Raw genomic sequence first — 26,600 nt, 5'->3', positions numbered from 1 at the left:
CAGTCGATATCTGCGGATAACGGACACTCGACAATGTCCGCTTCCAGAAAACCTGGAAGGTCGCCCTCGACCCTAAGCGGAAGTTGGCCGATTCGGAAAGCAGACGTTTAACTTTTGAATTCACCGGCCGCCGACTGCAGTCCGGTGCAATAAGGGTCAGCGTTCAGTGCCACCTCAGTTGCGAGATCTGTTCTAAATACTCAGTCGCAACTTTGTCAAAGCGTTCAAAGCTGCCACCAAACATTCCTGCTCTGAGTGGCGGCCAAGCATCCTTCATACTCCGCGCTTCCGTGACAACCTTGGCAAGAGGGCCAGCGTTTCCGCGTCGATGTTTCCAACCGAAACGACCGACAGGGCCCCACACACCTACGTCTCTAGTACGTTGGAGGTCGGCAACAGCAAGGGCGAAGAATACTTCGAAGTTATCAAAAGCCGCCTCATAGTTTTTTCCTAAGAAAAGTAAGTCGTCTAACTTAGGCTGGAGAATTTTGAACAGATATTCACTAAGTGGGACATGATTTCGTTCGTGTCCGGGTATCTGCTTTAGTACGTTCGTTCTCAAAAGTTCTAGGAGACCTAGCCCCACCGCCTCGACGAGAACGTCTTGGCGATCTCTACCCTCCGCCGAAGGTATAGGTGTGTAAAAGATGGCGGCGAGTGAGTCGAAGCGCTGAGCATCGATTGAAGCGATTCCAGAAGAGTAGAGCTGAAGAATCAACGGATACCACCGGAGCTCAACCCAGGCCGAAAGACCACCTCGGATTTCAAGGCGGTCGCATGATCTTGCAAGGCACTTCTGAAGAGTGGCCAGGTGTGCGGGCTTGGCCCAGTGTGCAATACACGCGAGCAGTACGGAGAGGTCCCCGACTGCCTCTTCGTATCGGCCCAATCTCGATACAAACTCTTCGTTGGAGTACTGGCCAGAGAGCGTGAACGCGTCCTCCGATGTTGCCGCCAGGAATTTGCGAACTTCCTGTGTTAAAAAGTCGTGCAGTTCGATGGCCGCCCCTTCACTAGACAGTAGTGCTTTTACACGAGCGACTTTAGAAACAGCCGTTTCACGTGCTGAGGCTTCCTCCGGATAAGGTATAGAAATTAGCTTGTCCAGGTCCTTGTCCTCTGGCTGTTCGAGCTCGCTAATTCCTGGCGCACAGAAAATAAAGTCGCCATCGCCGTCAAAGTGACCGTAGTGCGGGGTTTGGTTTGAGTTTCTATCGTTCGCGACTTTTCCGTACACGTAGGCCATTACGCCGCTGGCCGTCAGTACACCTCCCTCGGTGGCAGCCTTTCCTTTCAACGCTTCAATCAAATGGCCAGTAAAGATGGAATGATTGGGTAGTGGTCCGCCAGCATCGGCAACAACTTCATCGGCCTTTCCCGCAGTCAAAACTTGCCGCGAGTATCGAAGCATCATGTCTTTCAAGAAGCGGGCGCTCCCAGGCTGGGCGCTTCGAGTTAGGGCTAGGCCACCGTAGCACGCATCCATGATAAAGAGCATGTGCTTGGACCGAATTAGCTCCGAGTTTCGGGTAAGGTCATCCCAACGAATAAATGTCGAGCAGTCGTCGAGTTCTGCGTCGTGTGGAATCAAATAGCCAACTTCACCTCTGCTACCAGTAAGCGTGTGACCGTGCCCGGCAAAGAAAAGAAGAACTCTGTCATCGAGGCCAATGTCCTCTCTTGTAAAACGGAAGAACGCTTTGATGATGGCCTCCTTCGTTGCTGCTGCATCTTTCAGGAAGGAAACGTTCTCGGCTGGAAATCCAAAGTCGGAGATGAGCAATTCCTTTATCTCCAATGCGTCATTCACCGCATACGAGAGCGGAGAGGCATGGGAGTATTCATTGATGCCAATAACGAGCGCATGACTCGCGGCATAGTGAGTCTTCAAAAGAAAGCGAATGTCACGCATGTAAGTTTCCCTGAGCTCGAACGTTCGACATGAGCCGCGGCGCACGGCTCGGAGGAGGGGTTATTGTCATGTTTGGTACTACGCAAGATCTGCAAGGCGTGGTCGCAAACGGTCCGCCAGCGCTGCCAGACCTTCACCATTGTTGAGGTATTGCACGTAGCGCAAGTGCCTAAGATCAAACGGAATGTCTGACTCGTTCTGCGAGATTAATATTACCTCGCGACCAAGCGTGTGAGCGATTCCGATCTCGTAGAAGACGTTTGGATTTCTTCCGGTACAGTCGGCGATGACCACGCGTGATCGGTCAATGAGTGACACCACATCCTGCATGACTGCTGGATTTTCCCAGATGTCGTCAGCCCGCCGACAACGGAGGCCGGCCGCTCCTGCGACACCTTGCAGAGCTTCATACACGCGGTCGAAACCTGGCTGAAAAGGCATCATTGCTGATACCAGGGTTGGCTCGATGTTTTCGTGATCCGGGAGGGTGAAGACGGTGGGCTTCTGACGCTTCGGCTGAGCGCCACGCAGGAGCACTCGAAAGAGGTCTGTGTCCTTGACCGACCAGTGCGTACGCGAGAACTGAAAGTCATCGATATCCAAGTCGCCCGCGAGGGCCTGTAACACTCGGTTCGGAATACCCGGGATTCCAAGGTCGTAGACATAGTCGAGCGTCACATTAGACCCGGACTGGCGTATGCGTGCGATGGTCCCAACCCGAGCGACTTCATTGCCCTGGCCTGAAGACTCTTGAACGAAGAGGGTCGGCAGTGCTACTAGTGATTGGAAGTCAAGTTGACCATTCGGTTTGAACTGTGCAACCAGGTGATCTTCTGTGTGCTCAAACACGCGACCGGCGGAGATTGTGTCGCGGCCGTCTGCCCAAGCGTTGTACTTAACGATCATGTTAAACATGCACTGATCCTTTTCAACACGCTACTGGTGAAACGTGTGTGCGTTGATGACGCTCGTCTGCCATGCGCAATGATAATCTGGACTGACTGTCTGCTATGGGCTTAAAAGCGCGACCGGCTGTTCCTGGCGGACTGCAGGCATCGGTCTATGGCTCCCAAAAGCGGTCATTGGCAATCTGTCAGGGATTCTTACCGACAGTCTCCTAAGGCCGAAATCCAGCCGCACAAAACAACAACAATGCAGTCTATATGCTGGTTCAGAGCTATTTGCCGCAATGGGTCTGGCCGAGGATGCGCGGCGGTCTTACGGGAATGCACAGTCACTGTCATTCGGGCATGGCGCGCTTCATGGGCTCGCCGAATTGAGCCAAGTTATTCAGGTTTATGGATTTGCGATAAACCATCGTAACGCTTGCATACAAGCCAGACTGTCAGCCTGGGATCACACCCCAGCCGCCTGCTGATCCGCATGGTAACTCGAGCGCACCATCGGCCCGCAGGCCGCGTGCTTGAAACCCATCGCCAGCGCTTCCTGCTCGAACTGGGCGAAGCGTTCGGGGGTGACGAAGCGCAACACCGGCAGGTGGTGCTGCGAGGGCTGCAAATACTGACCGAGCGTCAGCATGTCCACATCGTGTGCGCGCAGGTCGCGCATCACCTGCAGGATCTCGTTGTCCTCTTCGCCCAGGCCCAGCATCAGGCCGGACTTGGTCGGAATGTCGGGATGGCGTGTCTTGAAATCCTGCAAGAGCTTCAGCGAGTGCGCGTAGTCGGCGCCGGGGCGCGCGGCCTTGTACAGGCGCGGCACGGTTTCGAGGTTGTGGTTCATCACGTCGGGCGGTGCCGCGCACAATTTTTCCAGCGCCTTGTCGAGCCGTCCGCGAAAATCCGGGGTCAGGATTTCGATGCGGGTGGCAGGCGACTTCTCGCGTACTGCCGCGATGCACTGTGCAAAATGGTCGGCACCGCCATCACGCAAGTCATCGCGATCAACACTGGTGATCACCACATATTTCAATCCCATCAACGAGATGGTTTCGGCCAGGTGGCGCGGCTCATCGACGTCCGGCGGCAATGGCGTGCCGTGGCCGACGTCGCAGAACGGGCAGCGCCGCGTGCACAGGTCGCCGAGGATCATGAAGGTGGCGGTGCCGTGGCCGAAGCATTCGCCCAGATTGGGGCACGAGGCCTCTTCGCACACGGTGTGCAGCTTGGCCTCGCGCAGGATGCCCTTCAACCGCGCGACATTCGGCACGTTGGGGGACTTGGCGCGAATCCACGACGGCAGGCGCATGCGCGGCTGCGGCACGATCTTGATCGGAATGCGCGCAGTCTTGGCGGCGCCTTTGTGCTGGATGGGGTCTGCCATAATGTACTCGGAACAACGTTGGGAACTTCAACTCTATGGATTTTAACTGATGCGACTACTCACCCTGACCCTGCTTGCAGCATGGCCGCTTGCCGGCTTCGCCGCCGAACAGGTCGTCGACCCGGAAACAGGACTCGTCACCTGGCAGATCGAAACCGCCGGCATCCAGGTGCAGCTGACCCAGATCAGCCCGGACCAGACGCGCGCCTTTTATCAGGCGCGCGGCTTCTCGCCCGATGCGGCGGAACGCTACGCCCGCGAATGCGTCTTCATGACGGTGGTGCGCAATATCGGCGAGCTGCCGATTCAGCACAACCTGGCCAACTGGCGCTACGTTCCGGCGGGCCAACCGCCGCGCGCCATTCGCAGCAAGGTGGCGTGGGAACATCTCTGGAAGCGGCAGGGCGTGGCCGAATCGGCGCGCATTGCCTTTACCTGGGCGCAGTTTCCCGCCACCCAGACCTTTTCCCCAGGCGACTGGAATCAGGGCATGACGACCTACAACGTGCCACGCGGCGGCCCGTTCGACCTGCGCTTTGTCTGGCGGGCGGGCGGCAAGATCCATTCAGGAAAACTCGAACAGGTGAGGTGTGCCAATGAAGATTCGTAAACACGTCGTGGGCGCGGCGCTGGCCGCTTGCTGTGCATTCGGCCTGGGGGCTGCAGCGCATGCCGCCGACCTGCCCCCCTTGTCGCACAGCCTGACCCTGCAGGCGCCGAAGCAGGCGCCTGCCTTAAAGCTCAAGGATATCGAAGGCAAGATGCATGATCTGGCCCGGCTCAAGGGCCGTGTGGTGCTGATCAATTTCTGGGCCACCTGGTGCCCGCCGTGCCGCCGCGAAATGCCGTCGATGGAGCGCCTGTCGCAGGCGTTCAAGGGCAAGCCTTTCGTCGTGCTGGCGGTGAATGTGGGCGAGGATGCCGACACCATCGATACCTTCACCAGCCAACTCGACACCACGCCGACCTTCCCCATTCTGCTCGACACCCGCAGCCACACCATGCAGGTGTGGAAGGTGGCCGGACTGCCGACCACATTTCTAGTCGACAAGCAGGGACGCATCGTCTCCAGCGCCATCGGCGGGCGCGAGTTTGATCACCCGGAAATTGTCCGGGCGATTCGGGAGTTGCTCAGGAAATAATCCCTCAACAATCCGTTATCCGGTCATTCCGGCGAAAGCCGGAATCCAGCGAATCAAGCGCGCCCCGCGCAAGCGGGACAACATTTTTACTGTCCTGTCTGCTTCGCAGGCTGTTTTTTTATGCTGGATTCCGGCTTTCGCCGGAATGACGCAGAGATGATCAGGCCTTCACCCACACCTGACCGGCCTCGACTTTCACCGGGTAGGTTCTGATCGGCTCGTCGGCGGGTTCGCAGGTGGGCTGTCCGGTGACGAGATCGAAATAGCTGCCGTGCAGCGAGCACTTGATCTTGCCGTCCTTGATGCAGCCCAGATACAGCGAGTAGTCCTCGTGGCTGCACATTTCGTCGACGACGTAATGGGTGCCGCCGGCATTGCACAGCAGCAGGCGTTTGCCATCGACGACGACGCGTTTCATCTGCGCCGGCTTGAGTTCGTCGGCGGCGGCGATGGCGACGAACTCGCTCATCACCTGACCCTGACCACGGCGCGGCCGGAATCCAGCACCGCACGGATTTGCGTAGCCGCTTCGGCGACGCTGGTGGCCTTGCCGACATGGTGCAGGATGATGGAACCGGCCAGCACCAGCGAATCATAGGTCGCGCCATGATCGCCCTTCAGCGCCAGGATGCCGGCTTCGGCGGCAGCGTGCGCGGTGGCCTTGATGTCGATCGCGGCGACGATCTCGTCCTCACCCGCTTCGGCGGCGACCGCGCCGGGCAGCGGCACCGCACGCACCGGCTGGCTGATGCCGAGCGCCACCGGATCGACGCTCGCTTCGACTTCGGCGCCACGGTCGTGGTAGTGGAAATACTTGCCGGTCTGGCGCAAGGATGGGATCACCCCGCCCTCGACGCCGCGCACGATGCAGGCAGAGTCGAAGCCGGCTTCGCGCGCGAGATCGGCATATACCGGCGGATACGGCTTGTGCACATAGCCGGTGACGAAATGGGTGAGTTTTTTGCCGGCGATGGGCTTGGACAGCACTTCCACCGTGGTCAGCACCTGGCGCTTGATCATCTGCGTGCGCAGCGGGATCAGCTTATGCATGCCGGGGTTGGATTTCGCCTGGTCGACATAGGTCCAGCCGATCGCCGGGTCGGCCAGACGCGCGGCGGCGTCGCTGGGCGACAGGTCGACCGGTACGCCTGCGGCTTCCAGCACGTGGCGGGCGGTGACGCCGAATTTAGGGCCGACCTTGTCGAGGCCGTGGCAGACCACGTGCACGCCGAGCTCGGCCAGCAGCGGGCCGAGGAAAGGCGCGGCCGGCAGGCAGCGGGTGTAGCCGTCGTAGGGATCGCCGATGTCGACCACTTCGTCGACCTCGGCCGTGACGCGCTGCGTGGTTTCCAGCACCGCATCGAGCGCGCCGCGGTTTTCGTCCATCGTCTCGCGCTTCATGCGCAGGGCAATGAAGTAAATGCCGATCTGTATCGGGTCGATGACGTTGTCAATGATGGCCTTGGTGCCCAGATGCGCCTCGATGCGGCTGATGTCCTTGGACAGGTCGGGGCCGGTGGCGATGCGCTGGATAATCGAGCGCATCAGGAGTTTGGGGTCGGACGGCAGGGTGTCGGTGCTCATGAATCACTCCATTGGAAGCTGCAAGAGTACTAATAACCGAGCAATTCAGTCAACTATAAATCGCATCCAGCAAGGTGCGGGCGAGTATCTGCCCGGCCTGCGGCGGGGACAGCTGCACGCCGAGATCGCGGCATTGCGTCACCGCCATCCCCGCGTAGCCGCAGGGATTGATGGCGGCGAACGGCGCCAGGTCCATGTCGACGTTGAACGCCAGCCCGTGATAGGTGCAGCCGTGCCTGACGCGCAGGCCGAGCGCGGCAATCTTGGCGCCGTCGACATAGACGCCGGGCGCCCCGGCACGCCGCGCAGCGATCACACCCTGTGCCGCCAGCAGGTCGATCACCGCCTGCTCCATGCGGCTGACCAGTTCGCGGACGCCATAGCCGCGGCGCCGCAGATCGACCAGCACATAGGCCACCACCTGCCCCGGCCCGTGATAAGTGATCTGCCCACCGCGGTCGATCGGCACGACGGGAATGTCGGTGGCAGCGATCAGGTGCTCCGCCTTACCGGCCTGCCCCTGGGTGTAGACCGGCGGATGTTCAAGCAGCCAGATTTCGTCCAGCGTGTCGGGCGTGCGCCGCGCAGTGAAATCCTGCATCGCCCGCCAGGTCGGCTCGTACTCAACCCGCCCCAACTCCCGGATCAGCGCCCGCTCCCCGCCCGCCGCTCTCGGCTCTCCGCTCTCTACTCTCAGCTCTCCGGTCACAACGCCATCTTCACCCACGGATGCGCGGTGATCTCACGATACAGCGCATCGAGCTGCGCCTTCGAGGTGGCGCGCACCACGCAGGTCACCGACAGGTAGTTGCCGCCGCTGGATGCCCGCATTTCGACGGTCTCGGCCACAAAGTCGGGGGCGTGACGCTGCACCAGTTCAACCATGGTCTGCGCGAAGTCATCGCGCCGCTCGCCCATGATCTTGATCGGGAAGTCGGTCGGAAATACCAGTAGGGTCTCTTCTTCACTCATAAGCACCTCATGCGCGCATCACCTGCTGCTTGAAGGTTTGATACAGGCCATCCATCCGCTGCGCCAGCGGCCCCGGCACGCCGGCGCCGACCGGCGCACCGTCGAGTTTCACGATGGCCATGATTTCCTTGGTCGACGAGGTCATCCACAGCTCGTCGGCGACACGCACCTCGGCCTCGGTAATCGCCCGCACCTCGTGCGGAATGCCATTCGCCGCGGCAAGCTCCAGCACCACGTCGTAGGTGACACCGGTCAGCATCAGGTTCGACGGCGGCGGCGCCCGCAGCACGCCATCCTTCACCACGAAGATATTGCTCGCCGCGCCCTCGGTCAAAAAGCCGTCGCGCAGCATCACGGTCTCGGCGCAGTCGACGTCGACCGCCTGCTGGCGCAGCAGGATGTTGGCCAGGAGCGAGATAGCCTTGATGTTGCAGCGCAACCAGCGGTTGTCGACGGCGCTGACCGCGCACACGCCGGCGGCCTTTTGCGCGGGGGTGGCCGTCACCAGTGGCTGCGCGAACATGAAGACCGTGGGCGGCACCCCTTTTGGAAACGCATGGTCGCGCGACGCGACGCCTCGGGTCACCTGGAGGTAGAGCGACTGGTCGGCGAAGTCCTGCAGGTCGATCAATCGCAGGATTAGTTCGCGCCACTCGTCTGTCGCATGCGGATTGGCGAGGCGGATGCCGTCGAGGCTGCCCTGCAGGCGGCGCAGGTGTTCGTCGAGCCGGAACGGCTTTTTCGAGTACACCGGCACCAGCTCATACACCCCGTCGCCGAAGATGAAGCCGCGGTCAAGCACCGAAACCTTCGCTTCGGCAAGCGGCAGAAACTGTCCGTTGAGATAAACGCTCACCGGCCGAAGAAAAGCCGGATCGAATCCCAGCCGCGGCCGAAGATGCCGGCCACGGCGACGTCGTGCAGCGCGACCAGCGGATAGTCGCCGATCGGCTTGCCGTCGAGCGTGAGCCGCAGCGCGCCTATGCGCTGACCGCGGCGCACCGGCGCCACGATCGGCTGCTGGGTGATGACTTCGGCCTTGACGCGCGACGCACTGCCGCGCGGCACCAGCAAATGGAAATCCTGTGCAAACCCCATGCCCACCGTCGCACGCGCGCCGCGGTAGAGGGGCGCCACCTTGACCGGCTGCTGCGCGCGGTAAAGCCGCACGCTGTCGAAATTCTCGAAACCGTAATTCAGCAAGCGCAGCGCGTCCTGGGTGCGCTGCGCGTCGTTTCGCCCGCCGAGCACCACCGCGATGCGTTGCTGGTCGCCCCGTTGGGCCGATGCCGCCATGCAGTAGCCGGCCTGGGCGGTGCGCCCGACCTTGAGGCCATTCACCGTGCTGTCGCGCCACAGCAGACGATTGCCGTTGTAATACGTGACGCCCTTGACGGCCAGTTCCTTTTGCGCGAAAAAATCCTGCCGCTCGGGAAAATCGCGCAATAGCGCACGCGACAGCAGGGCGAGGTCGCGGGCGCTCGATTCGTGCCCCGGTTCAGTCAATCCGGTGGCGTTCATGAAACGGCTTTTGGTCATGCCAAGCCGCTTGGCTTCGCGGTTCATGCGTCCGACAAACGCCGCCTCGCTGCCGTCGGTCGCCGTCACCAGCGTGAGCGTGGCGTCGCTGGCCGACTGCACCAGCATCGCCTGCAACAGGGTGTCGACGCTCACCTGATCGCCCGTCTTGAGAAACACGCGCGCACCATCAGTCTCGGTGGCGGCTTCCGGCACGGTCAGCGTCTCGCCCAGACTCAGCTTGTTCTTGCGGATGTCGCCCAACAGCACGTAAGCCGTCATCAGCTGGGTCAGCGAAGCCGGCGCCAGCGGCAAATCGGCCTGATACGCGGCCAGTTCACGTCCACTGGTCTGGTCGATCACCACCCAGGCGCGCGCCATGATGCCGGCAGGCGCCGCCCAGGCCGATGCGGAAAACAGGAGCGCCAGCCCCAACCATAAAATCTTCATGCATTGCCCTTAAATCTTAAAAAATCTTAGTTCGTACACCACAGAGGCACAGAGACACAGAGTTGAAAAACAAGGGGAAACTCCTATAGGGCACTTCTATCAATTGTCATCGCGAGGAGCGTAGCGACGCGGCGATCAAGAAATACCCGCTTAATCAATGCGCTGGATTGCCGCGCTTCGCTCGCAATGACAAAACGGGCATTTATAGAATCCCCTATACTTTTCATTCGCCGGTAGGGGATGGCAAGACTTCCTGCAGCCTATTGTTTTCTCTGTGTCTCTGTGTCTCTGTGTCTCTGTGGTTAACTGCTTTTTACCAGTTAATCAATCGCGTCTGACTAAGACTGCATCCAGGTCGAGACGTTCCCGCACCCGCGCGCGAGCCGCATGCGCGGCGTCGTCGCTTGGATAGGGCCCGAGCTGCACGCGGTGCAGCTTGTCGTTGAGCACCACGCGGCTACTGCTGGGGTCGAGTTCGAGTGCGTGCGTCAGGCGGGCGAGCAGTTGCTGCGCATTGTCGGCGCGTGAAAACGCGCCCACCTGCAGATAAACCCCTTCAATCAACGCCTCGCCCCGCGTGTCATAGGCGGTGGGGTCGAGACTTTCCACCCGCACCCGCGTACTGCCACGCTGCAGATAACCCAGCTTGTGGGCCGCGATATACGACAGGTCGATGACACGCTCGCCGTGGAACGGGCCGCGGTCATTGATGCGCACCACCACGGATTTTCCGCTGTCGAGCGCAGTGACCCGTGCGTAACTTGGAAGCGGCAGGGTAGGATGCGCGGCGGTCATGGCATACATGTCGTAGACCTCGCCCGACGCGGTTTTTTTGCCATGGAAGCGTTTGCCGTACCACGAGGCCAGGCCTTCTTCACGATGCGCGAGGCGCTCGGTTTTCGGCGTATAGGGTTTGCCGAGCGCGACGTAGGGTCGGTTGGCAAAGCGGTGCAGCGGCTCGTCGCGCGGCACCGCGTCGGCAACGGCATCCAGGTTTGCCGGTGGGTTGGCCTCGGGACCGTCGTCGAGGTAGTAGCCGCCGCCTTTAGCCGTCGTGGCGGGCGCAGGCTTGGTGGGAGTGGATGGGCTGCTGCCGCAGCCGGCAAGCGCCAGGGCGGCGGCCATGCCCAGAATCAGGATCGTTTTCATGACTGCATTTTATCGCGTCACGATTTATTAAGCTGGCGATGCGTTGCCACACTCATCAGGATGCCCATGCCCAGCAGCAGCGTGATCATCGAGGTGCCGCCATAGCTCATCAGCGGCAACGGCACGCCGACTACCGGCAGAATGCCCGACACCATGCCCATATTGACGAACGCATAGGTGAACAGATTGAGGCTCAGCGTGGCCGCCATCAGCCGGCCGAACAGCGTCGGCGCCCGCGCCGCGATGACGAGGCCACGGGCGACAATGGCCAGATACAGCCCGATTAACAGAATTACGCCGACGTAGCCGAATTCCTCGCCGAACACGGCAAATACAAAGTCGGTTGTCTGCTCCGGAATGAAGTCGAGCTGGCTCTGCGTGCCCTGCATCCAGCCCTTGCCGAACAGCCCGCCCGAGCCGATCGCGATGGTGGACTGAATGATATGGTAGCCGGCGCCCAGCGGGTCGGACGAGGGGTCGAACAGGGTCAGCACGCGGCGCTGCTGGTAGTCGTGCATCAAGCTCCACACTACCGGCAGGCCGGCTGCCCCCAGGGCGCCGCCGCCGAGAATGACTTTCCACGGCAGGCCGGCGAAGAACAGCAGATAGAAACCCGAAGCACCGAGCATCATTGCGGTGCCCAGATCGGGCTGGCGCAGGATCAGCAGAAACGGCACCAGCAGCAACACGCCGCCAACCAGGAAGTGCTTTGCGCGCAACACCGCCTCGTTGCGCTGGAAATACCAGGCCAGCGTCATGGGCAGTGCCAGCTTCAGCAGTTCCGACGGCTGAAACGCCATGAAGCCCAAATTCAGCCAGCGCCGCGAGCCGTTGCGGACCTCGCCGAACAGCGCCACCCCAATCAGCAGCACCACGCCCGCAACAAACAAGGGCGGCCCCACCCTGGACAACAGATGCGGCGGCACATTGGCCATCACCCCCATCACCCCCAGCGCCAGTCCGATGTTGATCAGGTGGCCGCTGATGCGCGCCGGGCTCTGCCCCGAAGCGCTCGCCACCACCGCCAGGCTAATGCCCAGCAACACGAGCACCAGGATCAGCAGAATGCCGTCGAGATGGCTCAGCCTGCGCACGATCCAGTGGCTAGTCCGCGGCATTGTCGGCCTCCAGTTTCATATTGCCGGGATGCTTCCCGGTCAGGTAATAATCGAATACCGCGCGCGCGATCGGTGCCGCGACGCCGCTGCCCGAGGCGCCGTTTTCCACCATCACCGCCACCGCGATGGTGGGATTCTCGGCCGGCGCATAGGCAATGAACAACGCATGGTCGCGATGCTTCCGCGCCAGCTGGCTGGCGTCGTAGCTTGCGCCCTGCTTGATGCCAACCACTTGCGCGGTGCCGGTCTTTCCGGCGATGGTATAAGGGGCACCGGCCGCTGATCTGGCCGCGGTACCGCCCGGACGCATTACGTCCATCAAGCCCTCGCGCACCACAGCGAGGTGGTCCGGAGCAATCGCCATCTGGACGCGCGCGCCACCCGGCTGCGGCTGCCAGGCGTGGGAAAGCGGGTCGCGCACCGCCTGCACCAGGCGCGGCTCGACCCGCATGCCGCCATTGGCCAGCATGGCCGCCGCCACCGCCAGTTGCAGCGGGGTGGTCAAGTGATAGCCCTGACCAATACCGGCAATCACCGTCTCGCCGGGATACCAGGTCTGCTTGAAGCGGCGCTGTTTCCAGTCGCGCGAGGGCAGCAGTCCGGATGACTCGCCGTCCAGGTCGATCCCGGTTTTCTCACCCAGGCCGAACTGCGCCAGGTAATCGTGCATGCGATCGATACCCATGTCCACCGCCAGCCGGTAATAGTAGACATCGCACGACTGGGAAATGGATCGGCGCAGATCGACGACACCATGCCCGCCGCGTTTCCAGTCGCGGTACTGATGGCTGCTGTTGGGCAGGCTGTAAAAACCGGGGTCGTTGATGCTGTCCGACGGTTTGCGCAGCCCCAGTTCGAGGCCGGCCAGCGCCATGAACGGCTTGATCGTCGATCCCGGCGGATAGATTCCGCGCAGGACGCGGTTCACCATCGGCCGGTCCGGCGACTCGTTGAGCGACTTCCAGGTTTCCGGATCAATGCCGTCGACGAACAGGTTGGGATCGAATCCGGGCTTGGAGACCAGCGCCAGCACCCCGCCGGTGTTGGGGTCAAGCGCCACCAACCCGCCGAGGTAATCGCCGAACGCATGTTCAGCGACCGCCTGCAGCTCCGCGTCGAGATGCAGGCGCAAATCCTTGCCCGGCACCGGCGGAATCCGCGACAACATGCGCACCGCGCGGCCGCTGGCATCGGTCTCCATCTGGTCGAACCCGGTGCGGCCGTGCAGCAGGGTTTCATAACTCTGCTCCAGCCCGGTCTTGCCGATGTGGGCGCTGCCCTTATAGTTTTGTTCGCGGCCGTCGTCGCGCAGCTGTTTCAGGTCGCGATCGTTGATGCGGCCGATGAACCCCAGCACATGCGCCATGCCGGGCCCGGCCTGATAGTTGCGAAACAGCCGCGCCTTCACTTCCATCCCCGGCAGGCGATAGCGGTTGGCGGCGATGATCGCTACTTCTTCATCGGTCAGCTTGCTTTTTAGCGGCACGGTTTCGAACTCGTGCGATTCGCTCAATAAGCGGCGAAAACGCCGCAACTGCCCCGGCGTGATCTCGATCAGCGTGCCTATCTCGGCCAGCGTGGCTTCCAGATTGTCGGTCCGCGTCAGCTCCAGCGTATAGGCCGAATAATTTTCCGCCAGGATGCGCTCATTGCGGTCGAGGATCAGCCCGCGGTTGGGCGCGGTGGGCACCCGCGAAATGCGGTTGCTTTCGGCGCGCTGGATGTAGTGCTCGTGCTGCACGATCTGCAGATAATACCCGCGCGCCAGCAGCGCGGTCGCCAGCAGCGCGACGAAGGCCGCGCCCACCTTCAGCCGGCCGTGAAAATGGGCCAGCTCACGATCCAGGTTCTTCAGTTGCGTGACGAAATTCATTCAGAATCAGGCCCGGTCCTGCATGCCCTTGCCATGCCACAGCCGCACGAACAGGGCAATCAGATACCACAGCGCAGTGCTGCTCAACACCGGCAGCAGCATGGCCAGCCCCGCTGGTGGATTGACCGCCAGCCAGCCAACCAGCAGCACCACCAGCTGTACCGTCAGCAAAATGGGGAACAGCTGCGCGGCCTGGCGAAACGGATCGAACTGCAGCAGTCGCAGGCGCAGAAACAGCACCAGGTACACGCCGATCACATAGGCGATGGCATGCTGGCCAAACACCGCACCGTCCTGGAAATCGGCCAGCAGGCCGAGGAAAAACGCCGCACCGAAACTGATGCGTGCGGGCTGATGCAGGGTCCAGAACAGCACGCCGACCAGCACGAAATCCGGCCGCAGGGCCAGTGCCCAGCCCGACCACGGCAACTGCTCCAGCAGCACTGCCAGGGTCAGGCTGCCGAGGATGCGGCGCCAGTTGCCCGTTTCAGTCGCCACATTCATGGCGTGGCCACCTGTGGTTCGGCGATCAACACCAGCACGGCGCGCGAACGATCAAGACCCGCCAGCGGCAGGCTTTCCACCCGCAGATAGGGGCTGGATTGCGAACGGGAAACCCGGCTGACGCGCGCCACCGGAATGCCGGCCGGATACACCCGGTCTATGCCCGATGTCAGCAAACGGTCGCCCGCCCGGATGTCGGTTTGCGCCGGCATGTAGCGCAGTTCCATCTGGCCCTGTCCGCTGCCGGCGGCCAGCCCGCGCTGGCCGGTGCGCTCGACCATCACCGGCGTCAGCTGCTGCGGGCTGCTCACCAGCGTAACTTCGCTCGACCCCGGATACACCCGGCTCACCTGCCCCATCAGGCCGCTGGCATCGACCACCGGCAGGCCGCTGCGCAGCTCTGCGTTGCCGCCCTGGTCAAGGGTGATGCGCTGGGCAAACCAGTCGTGCCCCTGATACAGCAGGGCAGCATGCACCACCTGCTGGCCGGGGCGGGATTGCAGCTGCAACAGGGTCCGCAATTCGGTATTTTCACGCGCCAGCTCTTGTGCGGCGTTCACGCTGACCATCAGCTGCGCGCGCTCAATCAGCAACGTGTCGCGTTCTTTTTGCAGGAGACGGTGGCGGACAAAGAAACCGCCGAGTTCGGCGGCGATGTCGGTGGGCGCGCGCATGGCCGCGCGCGCGGGCTGCAGCAACAGCGAAAACCCGCTGCGCAAGCCTTCGAGTGCGTGATAACGGACATCGGCCACCACACAGGACACGCCGACCAGGAGCCAGATCAACAGACGTGCCGTCGGCCCCAGCCGGCGGGCGAACATGAGTTGGCCTGGCATCGCCATCAGCTACTCCTGTCCGCAGTCCCGGAAGCTACGTTCACTCGTTGGTAAACACCGACGCCAGTTTGTCCATGTCTTCCAGGGCGCGCCCGCAACCGCGCACCACGCAGGTCAGCGGGTCGTCGGCGACAACCACCGGCAGGCCCGTTTCCTCCATCAGCAGGCGGTCGAGATCGCGCATCAGCGCGCCGCCGCCGGTCAGCACCATACCCCGTTCGGCGATGTCGGCACCGAGTTCCGGCGGCGTCTGTTCCAGCGCCATCCTCACCGCGCTGACGATGGCGTTCAGCGGGTCGGTCAGCGCTTCGAGGATTTCGTTGGACGACACGTTGAAACTGCGCGGCACGCCTTCGGCCAGGCTGCGGCCCTTGACTTCCATTTCCAGCACTTCGGCACCCGGAAAGGCCGAGCCCATTTTCTTCTTGATCTGCTCGGCAGTCGCCTCGCCGATCAACATGCCGTAGTTGCGGCGGATATAGTTGATGATGGCCTCGTCCATGCGGTCGCCGCCGACGCGCACCGAGTTGGCATAGACCACGCCGCCCAGCGAGATCACGCCGACCTCGGTGGTGCCGCCGCCGATGTCGACCACCATCGAACCGGTGGCTTCGGCGACCGGCAGGCCGGCGCCGATCGCCGCCGCCATCGGCTCCTCGATCAGGTAGACCTGGCGTGCGCCGGCGCCGATTGCCGATTCGCGAATCGCACGCCGCTCCACCTGGGTCGAGCCGCACGGCACGCAGATGATGATGCGCGGGCTGGGACGCAGCATGCGGGTGTCGTGCACCTTCTTGATGAAATACTTGAGCATCTGCTCGGTGACGGTGAAGTCGGCAATCACGCCGTCCTTCATCGGCCGGATCGCCTGCAGGTTACCCGGGGTGCGCCCCAGCATCTGCTTGGCTTCCACACCCACCGCCTGCACCGTACGCTTGCCCCCCACCGCATCGGTGCGGATCGACACCACCGAGGGCTCGTCCAGAACGATGCCGCGGCCGCGCACATAAATCAGCGTGTTGGCGGTGCCAAGGTCGATCGCAAGATCGGTTGAAAAGTAGCTGGTCAGGAACTTGAACATGGTGGCGGCAACACCCGCGTCAGGCGGGCGAAAGGGCAGAAAAAACAAGGGGGCTATGATACCCTAACGCGCTTCGTTCCCGTAAGTCATCAGGTACTTCCATGTCCCTCACCCCGGACGACGTCAAGCGCATCGCCCGCCTTGCGCGCATCGAAACCAGCGATGCCGAGGCGCAGGCCACGCAGGCCCAGCTCAACAGCATTTTCGACCTGATCGCCGCCATGCAGGCGGTCGACACCCGCGGCGTCAGCCCGATGGCCCACGCGCAGGAGGTCTATCAGCGCCTGCGCGACGACGTGGTGACCGAAACCGACCGCCATGCCGCCTTCCAGGCCATCGCCCCGGCGGTCGAGAACGGCCTCTATCTTGTGCCCAAAGTCATCGAATAATTGAGGCCACATGAAAATGTTTCAAAAATCCTGGAGCCGCCTCAATTACCAACTGTTTTTAATGGTTGTTGATTCAGCACACAGCGGGTTACCCGCGGTGCGCAAGCTGCCTGAATTCCGTATCGCTTCCAACTTCGTCGTACCGAATCAATAACGCTATGCCCGAAACCTCCCTCTCCGCGCTCGCCGCGCAACTGGCCGCCAAACAAATTTCCAGCCGCGAACTCGCACAAGCGTACCTCGACCGCATCGCCGCGCTGAATCCGTCGATCAACGCCTTCATCACGGTGGATGCTGAAAAGACGCTGGCCGAGGCCGCCGCCGCCGACGCCCTCATCGCCGCCGGCCAGGCCGGACCGCTCACCGGCGTGCCGATCGCGCACAAGGACATTTTCTGTACCGACGGCTGGCTCACCACCTGCGGCTCGAAGATGCTGCACAACTTCATCGCGCCGTATGACGCCCACGTGATCCAGCGCTTCAAGGCCGCTGGCATGCCCAGCCTGGGCAAGACCAACATGGACGAGTTCGCCATGGGGTCCTCCAACGAGACCAGTTATTTCGGCGCGGTGAAAAATCCCTGGAACACCGCCTATGTGCCCGGCGGCTCGTCGGGCGGCGCTGCGGCATGTGTGGCCGCACGCATGGCCCCAGCGGCCACCGGCACCGACACCGGCGGCTCGATCCGCCAGCCCGCCGCGCTGTGCGGCATCACCGGCCTCAAGCCCACCTACGGCCTGGTGTCGCGCTTCGGCATGATCGCCTTCGCCTCCAGCCTCGACCAGGCCGGGCCGATGGCGCCCTCGGCCGAAGACTGCGCCTTGCTGCTCAACGTGATGACCGGCTTCGATCCCAACGACTCGACCAGCCTCGACCGCGAAAAAGAGGATTACGCGCGCGATCTGGACAAGCCGCTGGCCGGCCTGCGCGTCGGCCTGCCGCGCGAATTCTTCGCCGCAGGCCTCAACAGCGAAGTAGCTGCCGCAGTGGAAGCCGCCGTTACCGAACTGAAAAAGCTCGGCGCCACCACGGTGGACATCTCGCTCGCCAATTCGCGGCTCGCGATCCCGGTCTACTACGTGCTGGCGCCGGCCGAAGCCTCCAGCAACCTGTCCCGCTTCGACGGCGTGCGCTACGGCTACCGCGCGCCGGAATACGGCAACCTCGATGACATGTATAGCAAGACCCGCGCGCAGGGCTTCGGCGCGGAGGTGAAGCGCCGCATCCTGATCGGCGCCTATGTGCTCTCGCACGGCTATTACGACGCCTATTACCTGCAGGCGCAGAAAATCCGCCGCCTGATTGCCGACGATTTCAACGCCGCCTTCAAGACCTGCGACGTCATCCTCGGTCCCACCGCGCCCGGCACCGCGTTCAAACTGGGTGAAAAATCCGGCGACCCGGTCGAGATGTATCTGAACGACCTCTACACCATTCCCGCCAATCTCGCGGGGCTGCCCGGCATGTCACTGCCGTGCGGCTTCGACGCCCAAGGCCTGCCGATCGGCCTGCAGCTGGTCGGCAATTATTTTTCCGAGGCGAAAATGCTCAACGTCGCCCATCAGTACCAGCGCGCCACCGACTGGCACAGCCGTATGCCAACTAATTTGTAAAACCGCTAACCACAGAGGCACAGAGATATGTCCCGCAGGGACGGTATCCCTTGGGACACAGAGAACCCTCTCTGTTTTTCTCTGTGTCTCTGTGTCTCTGTGTCTCTGTGGTGAAAGGGCCTTGAATCATGCAGTGGGAAACCGTCATCGGGCTGGAAGTCCATACCCAGCTCGCCACCCGTTCGAAGATATTTTCCGGTAGCAGCACCGCCTTCGGCGCCGCGCCCAACACCCAGGCAAGCGCGGTCGACATCGCGCTGCCCGGCGTGCTGCCGGTGCTGAATCGCGGCGCAGTGGAATGCGCGATCAAATTTGGTCTCGCGATCGGCGCCACCTTGAACCGCGTCAACGTGTTCGACCGCAAAAGCTACTTCTACCCCGACCTCCCCAAAGGCTACCAGATCAGCCAGCTGGCCCGCCCCATCGTCGAGGGCGGCGCACTGAAAATCGTGGTGGGCGATACGGAAAGAACCATCCACCTCACCCGCGCCCACATGGAAGAGGACGCCGGCAAGTCGCTTCACGAGGATTTTCAGGGCATGACCGGGATCGATCTCAACCGCGCCGGCACCCCGTTGCTGGAAATCGTCTCCGAACCCGAGATGCGCTCCTCCGCCGAGGCCGTGGCCTACGCCCGCGCGCTGCACACGCTGGTGACCTGGATCGGCATCTGCGACGGCAACATGCAGGAAGGCAGCTTCCGCGTCGACGCCAACGTCTCGGTGCGCCCGCTCGGGCAGGCCGAACTCGGCACCCGCCGCGAAATCAAGAACCTCAACTCCTTCCGCTTCCTGCAGCAGGCGATCGACTACGAAGTCCGCTGGCAGATCGAGACGCTGGAAGACGGCGGCCGCATCGAGCAGGCCACCGTGCTGTTCGACGCCGACCGCGGCGAGACGCGCATGATGCGCAGCAAGGAAGAGGCGCACGACTACCGCTACTTCCCCGACCCCGACCTCTTGCCAGTCAAGCTCGACGAGGACTGGATCGAAGCCGTGCGCGCCACGCTGCCCGAGTTGCCCGTCGCGATGCAGGCGCGCTTCCAGAATGATTACGGCGTGTCGGCCTACGATGCGGCTGTTTTGACGGGTTCGCGCGCGCTTGCCGACTACTTTGAAACCGCCGCGAAAGCCTGTGGCCAGGGCAAGCTCGCCGCCAACTGGGTGATGGGCGAACTCTCGGCCGCGCTCAACAAGGCCGAGCTCGACATCGCGCAAAGCCCCGTCTCCGCCGCCCATTTGGGCGCGCTGATCGCGCGCATCCAGGATGGCACGCTGTCCGGCAAGCTCGCCAAGCAGGTGTTCGATGGATTGTGGGAAGGTGCCGGCGAAGTCGACGCCATCATCGAGGCGCGCGGCCTGAAGCAGATGTCCGATTCCGGCGAACTGGAAAAGATCATCGACGAGGTGCTCGCCGCCAACCCGAAGTCGGTCGATGAATTCCGCTCCGGCAAGGACAAGGCCTTCAACGCGCTGGTGGGTCAGGTGATGAAGGCCAGCAAGGGCCGCGCCAACCCGGCGCAGGTCAACGAACGACTGAAAGCCAAGCTGCAGTAATCCAAAAACCAAAAGCCTCACCACAGAGGCACAGAGGCACAGAGGCACAGAGGCACAGAGGCACAGAGGCACAGAGATAAAACAAGGCTATGTCACTGTTGGTTGTTGAGGTCATGTCTTGCCTCCTCTGATGAAGCCCCTACCCTTCGGCATCCCGCAGGCGCCGCCGTAGGGGCGGCTTCAGCCGCGATGCGCCGCAAGGCGCAAAGGGCAAATGCTCGCCAAGGCTTCGCCGTGCCACCTTTGCGGGCTACCGCCCGCATCGCGGCTGAAGCCGCTCCTACAGGGGTGTACTGTTGTAGGAGGCCCGCCCCCGGGCCGATGCCGTGGAGGTTGCGACGGTGCGTAATTCGGGGCGAGGGCACCCCGCCCACAGCGCTGGCCAACACCAACAAATAACGATGAAAGCGCCTAAAACAAAGCGTTATTTCACTTGGGAGCATCACCCGACGGGGAACGTCGGGAAACGGATCACTTATTGTTTCTTGATTTTCTCTGTGTCTCTGTGCCGCTGTGGTTCAAATGCTTTCCCCGGGAGACACCGGACCACTTCACTATTTATTTGCCCGTCAACTCGCGGAAGCGAACTTTATCGGCCGCGTATTTCCCGCCCACCAGCACCATCGCCTCTTCATTGTTGAGGATGGTGCGCTTCAGATCCAGACTCTCCCGGGTGGCCTGATCCAGTTGTTCCTTCAGGTTGGGCGAAACCGGGCGGCCCGCCTTTTCGATATTGGCGATGCGCGCCTTCAACTCGGCCAGATTCGATTCCACCGCCTTGCCACGGATTTCAGCCCCCCTGATCGCCAACCGGTGATGCTCCAGCGCGCGGTCGCGCGCCAGGTCGATTTCTGCTTCGCTGGTGTAGGTCTGGGTCAGCGCGCGATCGAGCTGCGCCTGCTTGTTCTGTTCCGCCTGGATCCGCTTCTGCTCAGCCTGGCGCTCGGCTTCGGCACGGCGTTCGGCCTCGGATTGCGTGCGCCGGATGACGTTGCCCTGCTTGCTCAACTCGGCGCCGCCGCTTTTCTGATAGGTCACCGGAGGGGTATCGCTGTAATGCACGCGGCCGTTGCCGTCCACCCAGCGGTACATCTGGGCATGCGCGGCGCCCGCGCTCAGCAGTAAAGCGACTGCCAGTACGCTAAACGCCATACCTCGCACGGTAGCCTGCCACAGCCTGTAATTCTTGTTGTCTGTCTGCATTACGTTCCAGAAACTCCACCAGATTGTCCAGCGTGACCACCGCCACCACCGGAATGTCGTATTGCTCGCGTACTTCCTGCACCGCCGACTTGTCGCCGCTGCCACGTTCCATGCGGTCCAATGCAATCACCACCCCGGCCGGTTTGGCACCCGCGTGGCGGATCAGGTCCACCGACTCGCGCACCGAGGTGCCCGCCGAAATCACATCGTCGACGATCAGCACGCGGCCCTGCAGTTTCGCGCCGACCACCGTGCCGCCCTCGCCGTGATCCTTGGCTTCCTTGCGGTTGTACGCAAACGGCACGTTGCGACCCATGCCCGCCAGCGCAATCGCAATGCTCGCCGCCAGCGGAATGCCCTTGTAGGCCGGGCCGAACAGCACGTCGAACGACAGCCCAGAGTCGACGATGGCTTTCGCGTAAAATTCGCCCAGCCGACGCAGTTTGTCGCCGTCGTTGAACAGTCCCGCATTGAAAAAGTAGGGACTCATGCGCCCCGCCTTGGTCTTGAATTCGCCAAAACACAGCACCTGCGACGCAATGGCGAATTCCACAAACTCGGCTTTGTAATCGGACATTTCTCTAATTTCTTGAATCAATCCAGATGCGAATTATATCGGCCAACCTCAACGGCATCCGTTCCGCCGCCACCAAGGGTTTCTTCGACTGGCTGCCCACCCAGGGCGCCGACGTCGTCTGCGTGCAGGAACTCAAGGCGCAGGCCGCCGACCTCAAGCCCCAATTCATTCAATGCGATGGCCTCACCGGCGCCTTCCACTACGCCGAGAAAAAAGGCTACAGCGGCGTCGGCGTGTACACCCGCACGCAACCGCAGCAAATCATCGAAGGCCTCGGCGCCCCCGAATTCGACGCCGAGGGCCGCTACATCGAAGCCGACTACGGCAACCTCGCCGTCATCTCGCTCTACCAGCCCTCCGGCTCAAGCAGCGACGAACGCCAGCAGGCCAAGTACCGCTTCCTCGACGCCTTCTTCCCCCGCCTCGAAGCCCTGATCAAAAGCGGCCGCGAAATCGTCATCTGCGGCGACTGGAACATCGCCCACCGCGAAGTCGACCTCAAGAACTGGAAATCCAACCAGAAAAACTCCGGCTTCCTGCCCGAAGAACGCGCCTGGATGACCCGTCTGTTCGACGAACTCGGCTGGGTCGACGTCTACCGCAGCCTCTACCCCGAGCACACCGGCGAGGCCTACACCTGGTGGAGCAACCGCGGTCAGGCGTATGCCAAAAACGTCGGCTGGCGCATCGACTATCAGATCGCCACCCCCGGCATCGCCGCTAAAGCCCGCGCCGCCAGCGTCTACAAGGACCAGCGCTTTTCCGACCATGCGCCGCTGATTGTCGATTACGATTACGGTCCATAACCCCGCTTGCGCTGGAAACAACCAAGACAATCCAACGGGGGGAGAAAGGGAGGCAAGGCATGGCAAAAAAAGAACTGCCCAGCATTGGCGGAAAATCCTTCGAGGATCACAGGCAGGTCAATGACCACGACGCCGAATTCTGGAGTGCCCGTGAGTTACAGCCTCTGTTGGGTTACAGCCAGTGGCGGCGGTTCGAAGATGCCGTCAAACGCGCCCAAACATCATGCGAGCAGTCAGGCAATGATCCTGCCTACCATTTTGCCGGCGCCGGCAAAATGGTCGAACTCGGCTCCGGAAGCCAACGGGAAGTGGATGATTATCACCTCTCCCGCTTCGCCTGCTACCTCATCGCCCAGAACGGCGACCCGCGCAAGCCGGAAATCGCCCAGGCCCAGAAATACTTCGCCATCCAAACCCGGCGCCAGGAGCTGTCTGAGCAGCTTGCCGCCGATATAGAGCGCCTGGAACTACGCAAACAGACTTCCGAAGAATTCAAGGCGCTCTCCGGCGCCGCCCAGCAGGCCGGCGTGCAGAACCGCATGTTCGGCATTTTTCACGATGCCGGTTACAAAGGTCTGTACGGCGGCCTGGGCAATGAACACATCAAGGCGAGGAAGGGCGTCCCGGCCAAAGAACAGCTGATGGATCGCATGAACGCCACTGAACTTGCCGCCAACCAGTTCCGCATGACCCAGACCCGCGACAAGCTCGCGCGCGAAGGCATCCGCGATCAACAGCAGGCCATCCGCGCCCACGAGCAGGTTGGCCAGGAAGTCCGCGCCGCCATCGAGCGCATTGGTGGCGAACGTCCCGAAAACATCCCTGCCGCCCAGCCCATCAAGGACGTGGAAAAATGACTCAAGACCGCCACGCCCAAGCTGGAACTGGACGCGCGCGATGCGGGCGGTTTGCTGGGCGATGCCGCCCAAAAGAAAAAGGGCGCGTGACCGTGACCTGCGCCAGCACACTGCCCCTGATCCTGCATCACCTTCATCCCGCATGACCCCACAAGCCTTCATCGCCAAGTGGCGCGACAACCCGCTGACCGAACGCGCAGGGGCGCAGGCGCATTTCGAAGACCTGTGCGCCCTGCTGGAAGTGGAGCCACCGCGCATCGAAGGCGAATACCAATACGAACGCGGGCTGATCAAAAAGAGCAGCGCCAGCCAGGGCTGGGCGGACGTATGGAAACGCGGCTGCTTCGCCTGGGAATACAAGGCGCCGGACAAGGATCTCGGTGCGGCGCTCAAGCAGTTGATGGTGTACGCGCTGGCACTCGACAACCCGCCGCTGCTGCTGGTGTCCGACCGCAAGCGCATTGAAATCCACACCCACTTCACCGGCACGCCGAGCGAAGTCCACAGCATCCTGCTGGAAGACATCGGCCAGCCTGAAAACCTGCAAAAGCTGCACTGGCTGTTCAATGCGCCCGAGCGCTTCAAACCCCGCACCACCACCTACGCCGTCACCGAAGAAGCCGCGCGCAAGATGGGCAAGCTGGCCGAACGGCTGAATGCGCGCAACCACGCTCCGCTAGAAACCGCTCACTTCCTGATCCAGTGCGTGTTCTGCATGTTTGCCGAAGACGCCCGCCTGCTGCCGGAAAAGCTGTTCGAGACGGTTCTAAATAAATCCAATCCTGACGGAGCCAAGGCCCAGTCCCGCCTCACCGAACTGTTCACCGCCATGCGTAAAGGCGGCGACTTCGCGCTGGAGACCATCCCGTATTTCAACGGCGGACTGTTCGAACTGATCGAAGTGCCGCCGCTGACCACAGAAGACGTGGTGCAACTGCTCGACGCCGCGCGCATGGGCTGGGGCGAAATCGAACCGGCCATCCTCGGCACCCTATTCGAGCGCGGCCTCAACCCCGACATGCGCAGCCAGCTCGGCGCGCACTACACCGACCCCGCCACCATTCTCAAACTGATCTGCCCGGTGATCGAGCAGCCGCTGATCGGCGAGTGGAACGACACCCGTGCGAAACTGGCCCGCCTCGCGCCGCAATTTGGTTACGAAAAAGGGCGAAAGAAAGGCGAATTTCGGCCCAATGAAGCACGCACCGAAGGCCAGAGCTTGTTCAATGCCTTTCTCGAACGCCTGAAACGCTTCCGCGTGCTCGACCCCGCCTGCGGAAGCGGCAACTTCCTCTATCTCGCGCTGAAGACGCTCAAAGACATCGAGCACCGCGCCAACCTCGAAGCCGAAGCCCTGGGGCTGCAACGCGAACTCACCATTGAAACCAGCCCCGCCAACGTGCTTGGCATCGAACTCAACCCCTACGCCGCCGAACTCGCCCGCGTCACCGTGTGGATCGGCGAAATCCAGTGGATGCTGACGCACGGCTACGCGCTGCGACGCAACCCGATCCTGCAGCCGCTCGACCACATCGAGAACCGCGACGCCGTCCTGCAAATCCCCCCTAGCCCCCCTTTGACAAAGGGGGGAATGGACAACGTAGCGCAAGAAACCTCCCCCTTTGAAAAAGGGGGATTGAGGGGGATTTCCGAACCCGAATGGCCCGACGCCGACGCCATCGTCGGCAACCCGCCCTTTCTCGGCGGCAGCAAAAAGCGCGGTGAACTCGGCAGCGAATATTTCAATGCGCTCAACCGCGTATACAAGGATCGCGTGCCCGGCGGCGCCGACCTCGTCACCTACTGGTTTGAAAAAGCCCGCGCGCAGGTCGAAGCGGGCAAGGCGCAGCGTGTCGGCCTCGTCGCCACGCAAGCGATACGTGCAGGCAGCAACCGCAAGGTGCTGGAGCGCATCGTCGCCACCGCACCCATCTTCGAAGCTTGGAGCGACGAACCCTGGATCAACAACGGCGCGGCCGTGCGTGTCTCACTGGTGTGTTTTGGCGATGGCAAGGAATCCTCGCTCGACGGCAAACCTGTTTCGACCATTCACGCCGACCTGACTGCAGGCGGCGGGCTGGATTTGACTCAAGCAAAACCACTTGCGGAAAACAGCAGTGTTGCGTTCAAGGGCGCAGAGAAAAATGGGGCGTTTGATGTTCCAGGAGAGACAGCCAGACAGTGGCTTAAGTTGCCTAACCCCAATGGACACGCTAATGCCAAAGTCGTTAAGCCTTGGAAAAATGGCCAAGACATAGCAGGCAGGCCTTCAGATACATGGGTCATCGACTTTGGTGTTTCTACGACCGAAAACGAAGCGTCCTTGTTTGAAACACCGTTTGCCCACGCCCTTGTCTACGTCAAGCCAGAACGGGCAAAGAACAATGATGCGAACCGGAAAAAGAACTGGTGGCGATTTGGACGGAATGGCGCTGACATGCGCTCGGGCATTTCTGGACTATCTCGCTATATCGTCACACCCCGCGTAGCGAAATATCGTTACTTCGTCTGGTGTGATGCCACAGTTTCTCCAGATTCCAGGCTATATGTAATCGCTTCCGACTCGAACATCGCCTTCGGCATACTTTCCAGCCGCATCCACGAAGTCTGGTCACTGGCGCAGGCGAGCATGCACGGCGACGGCAATGAAGGTGGGCGTCCCACCTACAACGCCAAATCCTGCTTCGAAACCTTCCCCTTCCCCACCGGCCTGACGCCTGCTCTGAGCCGCGTCGAAGGGCCGCGCGTTACCGCTTCACCCTCACCCCAGCCCTCTCCCCTCAAGGGAGAGGGGGCGCAAAGCATCGCCACCACTGCTGCGCAGCTCAACGCCCTGCGCGAAACCTGGCTCAACCCGCCGGAGTGGGTGGACTGGGTGAGAACAAAGGAGGAGGAACAGGCCGGCTTCCCGCTGCGCCCCGTCGCCAAGCCCGGCCATGAAGCCGAGCTGAAAAAGCGCACTCTGACCAATCTCTACAACGCCCGCCCGGCCTGGCTGGACAACGCCCACCGCGAACTCGACGCGGCGGTGGCCGCCGCCTACGGCTGGACCGGCTACACGCCGGAGATGCCCAATGAGGAGATTCTCAAGCGTCTGCTGGCGCTGAATCTGGAACGCAGCGCAAAAAAATCGTAGGGCACAATAGCGCCAGCACGAGCACCGCATTCGCGCGCCCT

General features: G+C 61.9%; 26 protein-coding genes. 9 read left to right on the top strand and 17 right to left on the bottom strand.

Features of this window, described 5'->3' with window-relative positions; translation table 11 throughout:
• Positions 1–163: 163 nt before the first annotated feature.
• The 3 genes from ABW22_RS06245 to lipA form a co-directional block, all read right to left on the bottom strand.
• Positions 164–1,912 (bottom strand): caspase family protein, encoded by a 1,749-nt coding sequence (locus ABW22_RS06245; RefSeq protein WP_059753357.1) that lies wholly within the window; start codon positions 1,910–1,912, stop codon positions 164–166.
• A 78-nt stretch (positions 1,913–1,990) separates the two neighbouring features.
• On the bottom strand, positions 1,991–2,827 hold the full coding sequence (locus tag ABW22_RS06240; protein ID WP_059753355.1) for a hypothetical protein: 837 nt from the start codon (positions 2,825–2,827) through the stop codon (positions 1,991–1,993).
• A gap of 441 nt (positions 2,828–3,268) precedes the next feature.
• The gene (gene lipA / locus ABW22_RS06235; RefSeq protein WP_059753350.1) at positions 3,269–4,195 is read right to left on the bottom strand and encodes a lipoyl synthase; all 927 of its coding nucleotides are present in this window, start codon (positions 4,193–4,195) and stop codon (positions 3,269–3,271) included.
• Positions 4,196–4,244: 49 nt separating this feature from the next.
• Between lipA and ABW22_RS06230 the strand changes: the two genes are divergently transcribed.
• Both ABW22_RS06230 and ABW22_RS06225 read left to right on the top strand, forming a co-directional pair.
• Entirely contained in the window at positions 4,245–4,805 is a 561-nt protein-coding gene (locus ABW22_RS06230; RefSeq protein ID WP_059753346.1) for a hypothetical protein, read from the top strand.
• Complete coding sequence (locus ABW22_RS06225; RefSeq protein ID WP_082708580.1) at positions 4,792–5,337, top strand: TlpA family protein disulfide reductase; 546 nt, start codon at positions 4,792–4,794, stop codon at positions 5,335–5,337. Before ABW22_RS06230 ends, ABW22_RS06225 begins: the two co-directional genes overlap by 14 nt.
• Before the next feature lie 160 nt (positions 5,338–5,497).
• Here ABW22_RS06225 and ABW22_RS06220 read toward each other — a convergent pair whose 3' ends face one another.
• The 12 genes from ABW22_RS06220 to ABW22_RS06165 all read right to left on the bottom strand — a co-directional run bounded on the left by ABW22_RS06220 (position 5,498) and on the right by ABW22_RS06165 (position 16,422).
• Complete coding sequence (locus tag ABW22_RS06220) at positions 5,498–5,806, bottom strand: non-heme iron oxygenase ferredoxin subunit (protein ID WP_059753342.1); 309 nt, start codon at positions 5,804–5,806, stop codon at positions 5,498–5,500.
• Positions 5,806–6,921 carry an anthranilate phosphoribosyltransferase gene (locus ABW22_RS06215; RefSeq protein ID WP_059753338.1) on the bottom strand — a complete coding sequence of 372 codons (1,116 nt, stop codon included), beginning with the start codon at positions 6,919–6,921 and terminating at the stop codon, positions 5,806–5,808. Before ABW22_RS06215 ends, ABW22_RS06220 begins: the two co-directional genes overlap by 1 nt.
• A gap of 49 nt (positions 6,922–6,970) precedes the next feature.
• Positions 6,971–7,618, bottom strand: coding sequence for a lipoyl(octanoyl) transferase LipB (gene lipB / locus ABW22_RS06210; RefSeq protein WP_157648575.1), 648 nt, complete (start codon positions 7,616–7,618; stop codon positions 6,971–6,973).
• An 8-nt stretch (positions 7,619–7,626) separates the two neighbouring features.
• Positions 7,627–7,893: a YbeD family protein gene (locus tag ABW22_RS06205; RefSeq protein WP_059753335.1), complete on the bottom strand. Its 267-nt coding sequence runs from the start codon at positions 7,891–7,893 to the stop codon at positions 7,627–7,629.
• 7 nt (positions 7,894–7,900) lie between these two features.
• Entirely contained in the window at positions 7,901–8,749 is an 849-nt protein-coding gene (locus ABW22_RS06200; RefSeq protein WP_059753332.1) for a D-amino acid aminotransferase, read from the bottom strand.
• Positions 8,746–9,861 (bottom strand): D-alanyl-D-alanine carboxypeptidase family protein, encoded by a 1,116-nt coding sequence (locus ABW22_RS06195; RefSeq protein WP_059753327.1) that lies wholly within the window; start codon positions 9,859–9,861, stop codon positions 8,746–8,748. The genes ABW22_RS06200 and ABW22_RS06195 overlap by 4 nt, the downstream gene beginning before the upstream one ends.
• Before the next feature lie 324 nt (positions 9,862–10,185).
• Positions 10,186–11,010 carry a septal ring lytic transglycosylase RlpA family protein gene (locus ABW22_RS06190; RefSeq protein WP_059753323.1) on the bottom strand — a complete coding sequence of 275 codons (825 nt, stop codon included), beginning with the start codon at positions 11,008–11,010 and terminating at the stop codon, positions 10,186–10,188.
• 17 nt (positions 11,011–11,027) lie between these two features.
• Complete coding sequence (gene rodA / locus ABW22_RS06185) at positions 11,028–12,128, bottom strand: rod shape-determining protein RodA (protein ID WP_059753318.1); 1,101 nt, start codon at positions 12,126–12,128, stop codon at positions 11,028–11,030.
• Positions 12,115–14,001 carry a penicillin-binding protein 2 gene (mrdA, locus tag ABW22_RS06180; RefSeq protein WP_059753315.1) on the bottom strand — a complete coding sequence of 629 codons (1,887 nt, stop codon included), beginning with the start codon at positions 13,999–14,001 and terminating at the stop codon, positions 12,115–12,117. Before mrdA ends, rodA begins: the two co-directional genes overlap by 14 nt.
• Before the next feature lie 6 nt (positions 14,002–14,007).
• A complete protein-coding gene (gene mreD / locus ABW22_RS06175; protein WP_059753312.1) occupies positions 14,008–14,505 on the bottom strand; it encodes a rod shape-determining protein MreD in 498 nt (165 codons plus the stop codon).
• Positions 14,502–15,347: a rod shape-determining protein MreC gene (gene mreC / locus ABW22_RS06170; RefSeq protein ID WP_059753308.1), complete on the bottom strand. Its 846-nt coding sequence runs from the start codon at positions 15,345–15,347 to the stop codon at positions 14,502–14,504. The genes mreD and mreC overlap by 4 nt, the downstream gene beginning before the upstream one ends.
• Before the next feature lie 34 nt (positions 15,348–15,381).
• Positions 15,382–16,422 carry a rod shape-determining protein gene (locus ABW22_RS06165; protein WP_059753709.1) on the bottom strand — a complete coding sequence of 347 codons (1,041 nt, stop codon included), beginning with the start codon at positions 16,420–16,422 and terminating at the stop codon, positions 15,382–15,384.
• Positions 16,423–16,523: 101 nt separating this feature from the next.
• Here ABW22_RS06165 and gatC point away from each other — a divergent pair, with 101 nt between their 5' ends.
• From gatC to gatB, 4 genes are all read left to right on the top strand, one after another.
• Positions 16,524–16,811: an Asp-tRNA(Asn)/Glu-tRNA(Gln) amidotransferase subunit GatC gene (gene gatC, locus ABW22_RS06160; RefSeq protein ID WP_059753304.1), complete on the top strand. Its 288-nt coding sequence runs from the start codon at positions 16,524–16,526 to the stop codon at positions 16,809–16,811.
• 10 nt (positions 16,812–16,821) lie between these two features.
• Positions 16,822–16,965 (top strand): hypothetical protein, encoded by a 144-nt coding sequence (locus ABW22_RS17960; RefSeq protein WP_157648567.1) that lies wholly within the window; start codon positions 16,822–16,824, stop codon positions 16,963–16,965.
• 4 nt (positions 16,966–16,969) lie between these two features.
• Complete coding sequence (gene gatA / locus ABW22_RS06155; RefSeq protein ID WP_059753300.1) at positions 16,970–18,424, top strand: Asp-tRNA(Asn)/Glu-tRNA(Gln) amidotransferase subunit GatA; 1,455 nt, start codon at positions 16,970–16,972, stop codon at positions 18,422–18,424.
• Between the two features lie 128 nt (positions 18,425–18,552).
• Positions 18,553–19,980 carry an Asp-tRNA(Asn)/Glu-tRNA(Gln) amidotransferase subunit GatB gene (gene gatB, locus ABW22_RS06150; RefSeq protein WP_059753295.1) on the top strand — a complete coding sequence of 476 codons (1,428 nt, stop codon included), beginning with the start codon at positions 18,553–18,555 and terminating at the stop codon, positions 19,978–19,980.
• Positions 19,981–20,538: 558 nt separating this feature from the next.
• Here gatB and ABW22_RS06145 read toward each other — a convergent pair.
• Positions 20,539–21,132 (bottom strand): DUF4124 domain-containing protein, encoded by a 594-nt coding sequence (locus tag ABW22_RS06145; protein ID WP_059753291.1) that lies wholly within the window; start codon positions 21,130–21,132, stop codon positions 20,539–20,541.
• The gene (pyrE, locus tag ABW22_RS06140) at positions 21,122–21,760 is read right to left on the bottom strand and encodes an orotate phosphoribosyltransferase (protein ID WP_059753287.1); all 639 of its coding nucleotides are present in this window, start codon (positions 21,758–21,760) and stop codon (positions 21,122–21,124) included. Before pyrE ends, ABW22_RS06145 begins: the two co-directional genes overlap by 11 nt.
• Positions 21,761–21,786: 26 nt before the next feature.
• Between pyrE and ABW22_RS06135 the strand changes: the two genes are divergently transcribed.
• From ABW22_RS06135 to ABW22_RS06125, 3 genes are all read left to right on the top strand, one after another.
• Positions 21,787–22,566, top strand: coding sequence for an exodeoxyribonuclease III (locus ABW22_RS06135; RefSeq protein ID WP_059753283.1), 780 nt, complete (start codon positions 21,787–21,789; stop codon positions 22,564–22,566).
• Positions 22,567–22,625: 59 nt separating this feature from the next.
• Complete coding sequence (gene dinD / locus ABW22_RS06130) at positions 22,626–23,423, top strand: DNA damage-inducible protein D (RefSeq protein WP_059753280.1); 798 nt, start codon at positions 22,626–22,628, stop codon at positions 23,421–23,423.
• 142 nt (positions 23,424–23,565) lie between these two features.
• A complete protein-coding gene (locus tag ABW22_RS06125) occupies positions 23,566–26,559 on the top strand; it encodes a class I SAM-dependent DNA methyltransferase (RefSeq protein ID WP_059753277.1) in 2,994 nt (997 codons plus the stop codon).
• Positions 26,560–26,600: the final 41 nt, after the last annotated feature.

The organism is Thiobacillus denitrificans, from assembly GCF_001530125.1.
GTDB lineage: Bacteria > Pseudomonadota > Gammaproteobacteria > Burkholderiales > Thiobacillaceae > Thiobacillus > Thiobacillus denitrificans_C.
This window is presented reverse-complemented; position numbering and strand designations above follow the sequence as displayed.

Excerpts from the sequence above, each read along its gene's own strand:
- ABW22_RS06190 (WP_059753323.1), bottom strand. The coding sequence starts at position 11,010 with ATGAAAACGATCCTGATTCTGGGCATGGCCGCCGCCCTGGCGCTTGCC.
- ABW22_RS06240 (WP_059753355.1), bottom strand. The coding sequence starts at position 2,827 with ATGTTTAACATGATCGTTAAGTACAACGCTTGGGCAGACGGCCGCGAC.
- ABW22_RS06165 (WP_059753709.1), bottom strand. The coding sequence starts at position 16,422 with ATGTTCAAGTTCCTGACCAGCTACTTTTCAACCGATCTTGCGATCGAC.
- ABW22_RS06135 (WP_059753283.1), top strand. The coding sequence starts at position 21,787 with ATGCGAATTATATCGGCCAACCTCAACGGCATCCGTTCCGCCGCCACC.
- rodA (WP_059753318.1), bottom strand. The coding sequence starts at position 12,128 with ATGCCGCGGACTAGCCACTGGATCGTGCGCAGGCTGAGCCATCTCGAC.
- pyrE (WP_059753287.1), bottom strand. The coding sequence starts at position 21,760 with ATGTCCGATTACAAAGCCGAGTTTGTGGAATTCGCCATTGCGTCGCAG.
- ABW22_RS06195 (WP_059753327.1), bottom strand. The coding sequence starts at position 9,861 with ATGAAGATTTTATGGTTGGGGCTGGCGCTCCTGTTTTCCGCATCGGCC.
- ABW22_RS06230 (WP_059753346.1), top strand. The coding sequence starts at position 4,245 with ATGCGACTACTCACCCTGACCCTGCTTGCAGCATGGCCGCTTGCCGGC.
- lipA (WP_059753350.1), bottom strand. The coding sequence starts at position 4,195 with ATGGCAGACCCCATCCAGCACAAAGGCGCCGCCAAGACTGCGCGCATT.
- gatC (WP_059753304.1), top strand. The coding sequence starts at position 16,524 with ATGTCCCTCACCCCGGACGACGTCAAGCGCATCGCCCGCCTTGCGCGC.
- mrdA (WP_059753315.1), bottom strand. The coding sequence starts at position 14,001 with ATGAATTTCGTCACGCAACTGAAGAACCTGGATCGTGAGCTGGCCCAT.
- dinD (WP_059753280.1), top strand. The coding sequence starts at position 22,626 with ATGGCAAAAAAAGAACTGCCCAGCATTGGCGGAAAATCCTTCGAGGAT.
- mreD (WP_059753312.1), bottom strand. The coding sequence starts at position 14,505 with ATGAATGTGGCGACTGAAACGGGCAACTGGCGCCGCATCCTCGGCAGC.
- ABW22_RS17960 (WP_157648567.1), top strand. The coding sequence starts at position 16,822 with ATGAAAATGTTTCAAAAATCCTGGAGCCGCCTCAATTACCAACTGTTT.
- ABW22_RS06220 (WP_059753342.1), bottom strand. The coding sequence starts at position 5,806 with ATGAGCGAGTTCGTCGCCATCGCCGCCGCCGACGAACTCAAGCCGGCG.
- ABW22_RS06205 (WP_059753335.1), bottom strand. The coding sequence starts at position 7,893 with ATGAGTGAAGAAGAGACCCTACTGGTATTTCCGACCGACTTCCCGATC.
- ABW22_RS06225 (WP_082708580.1), top strand. The coding sequence starts at position 4,792 with ATGAAGATTCGTAAACACGTCGTGGGCGCGGCGCTGGCCGCTTGCTGT.
- ABW22_RS06215 (WP_059753338.1), bottom strand. The coding sequence starts at position 6,921 with ATGAGCACCGACACCCTGCCGTCCGACCCCAAACTCCTGATGCGCTCG.
- gatB (WP_059753295.1), top strand. The coding sequence starts at position 18,553 with ATGCAGTGGGAAACCGTCATCGGGCTGGAAGTCCATACCCAGCTCGCC.
- mreC (WP_059753308.1), bottom strand. The coding sequence starts at position 15,347 with ATGGCGATGCCAGGCCAACTCATGTTCGCCCGCCGGCTGGGGCCGACG.
- ABW22_RS06245 (WP_059753357.1), bottom strand. The coding sequence starts at position 1,912 with ATGCGTGACATTCGCTTTCTTTTGAAGACTCACTATGCCGCGAGTCAT.
- ABW22_RS06145 (WP_059753291.1), bottom strand. The coding sequence starts at position 21,132 with ATGGCGTTTAGCGTACTGGCAGTCGCTTTACTGCTGAGCGCGGGCGCC.
- gatA (WP_059753300.1), top strand. The coding sequence starts at position 16,970 with ATGCCCGAAACCTCCCTCTCCGCGCTCGCCGCGCAACTGGCCGCCAAA.
- ABW22_RS06125 (WP_059753277.1), top strand. The coding sequence starts at position 23,566 with ATGACCCCACAAGCCTTCATCGCCAAGTGGCGCGACAACCCGCTGACC.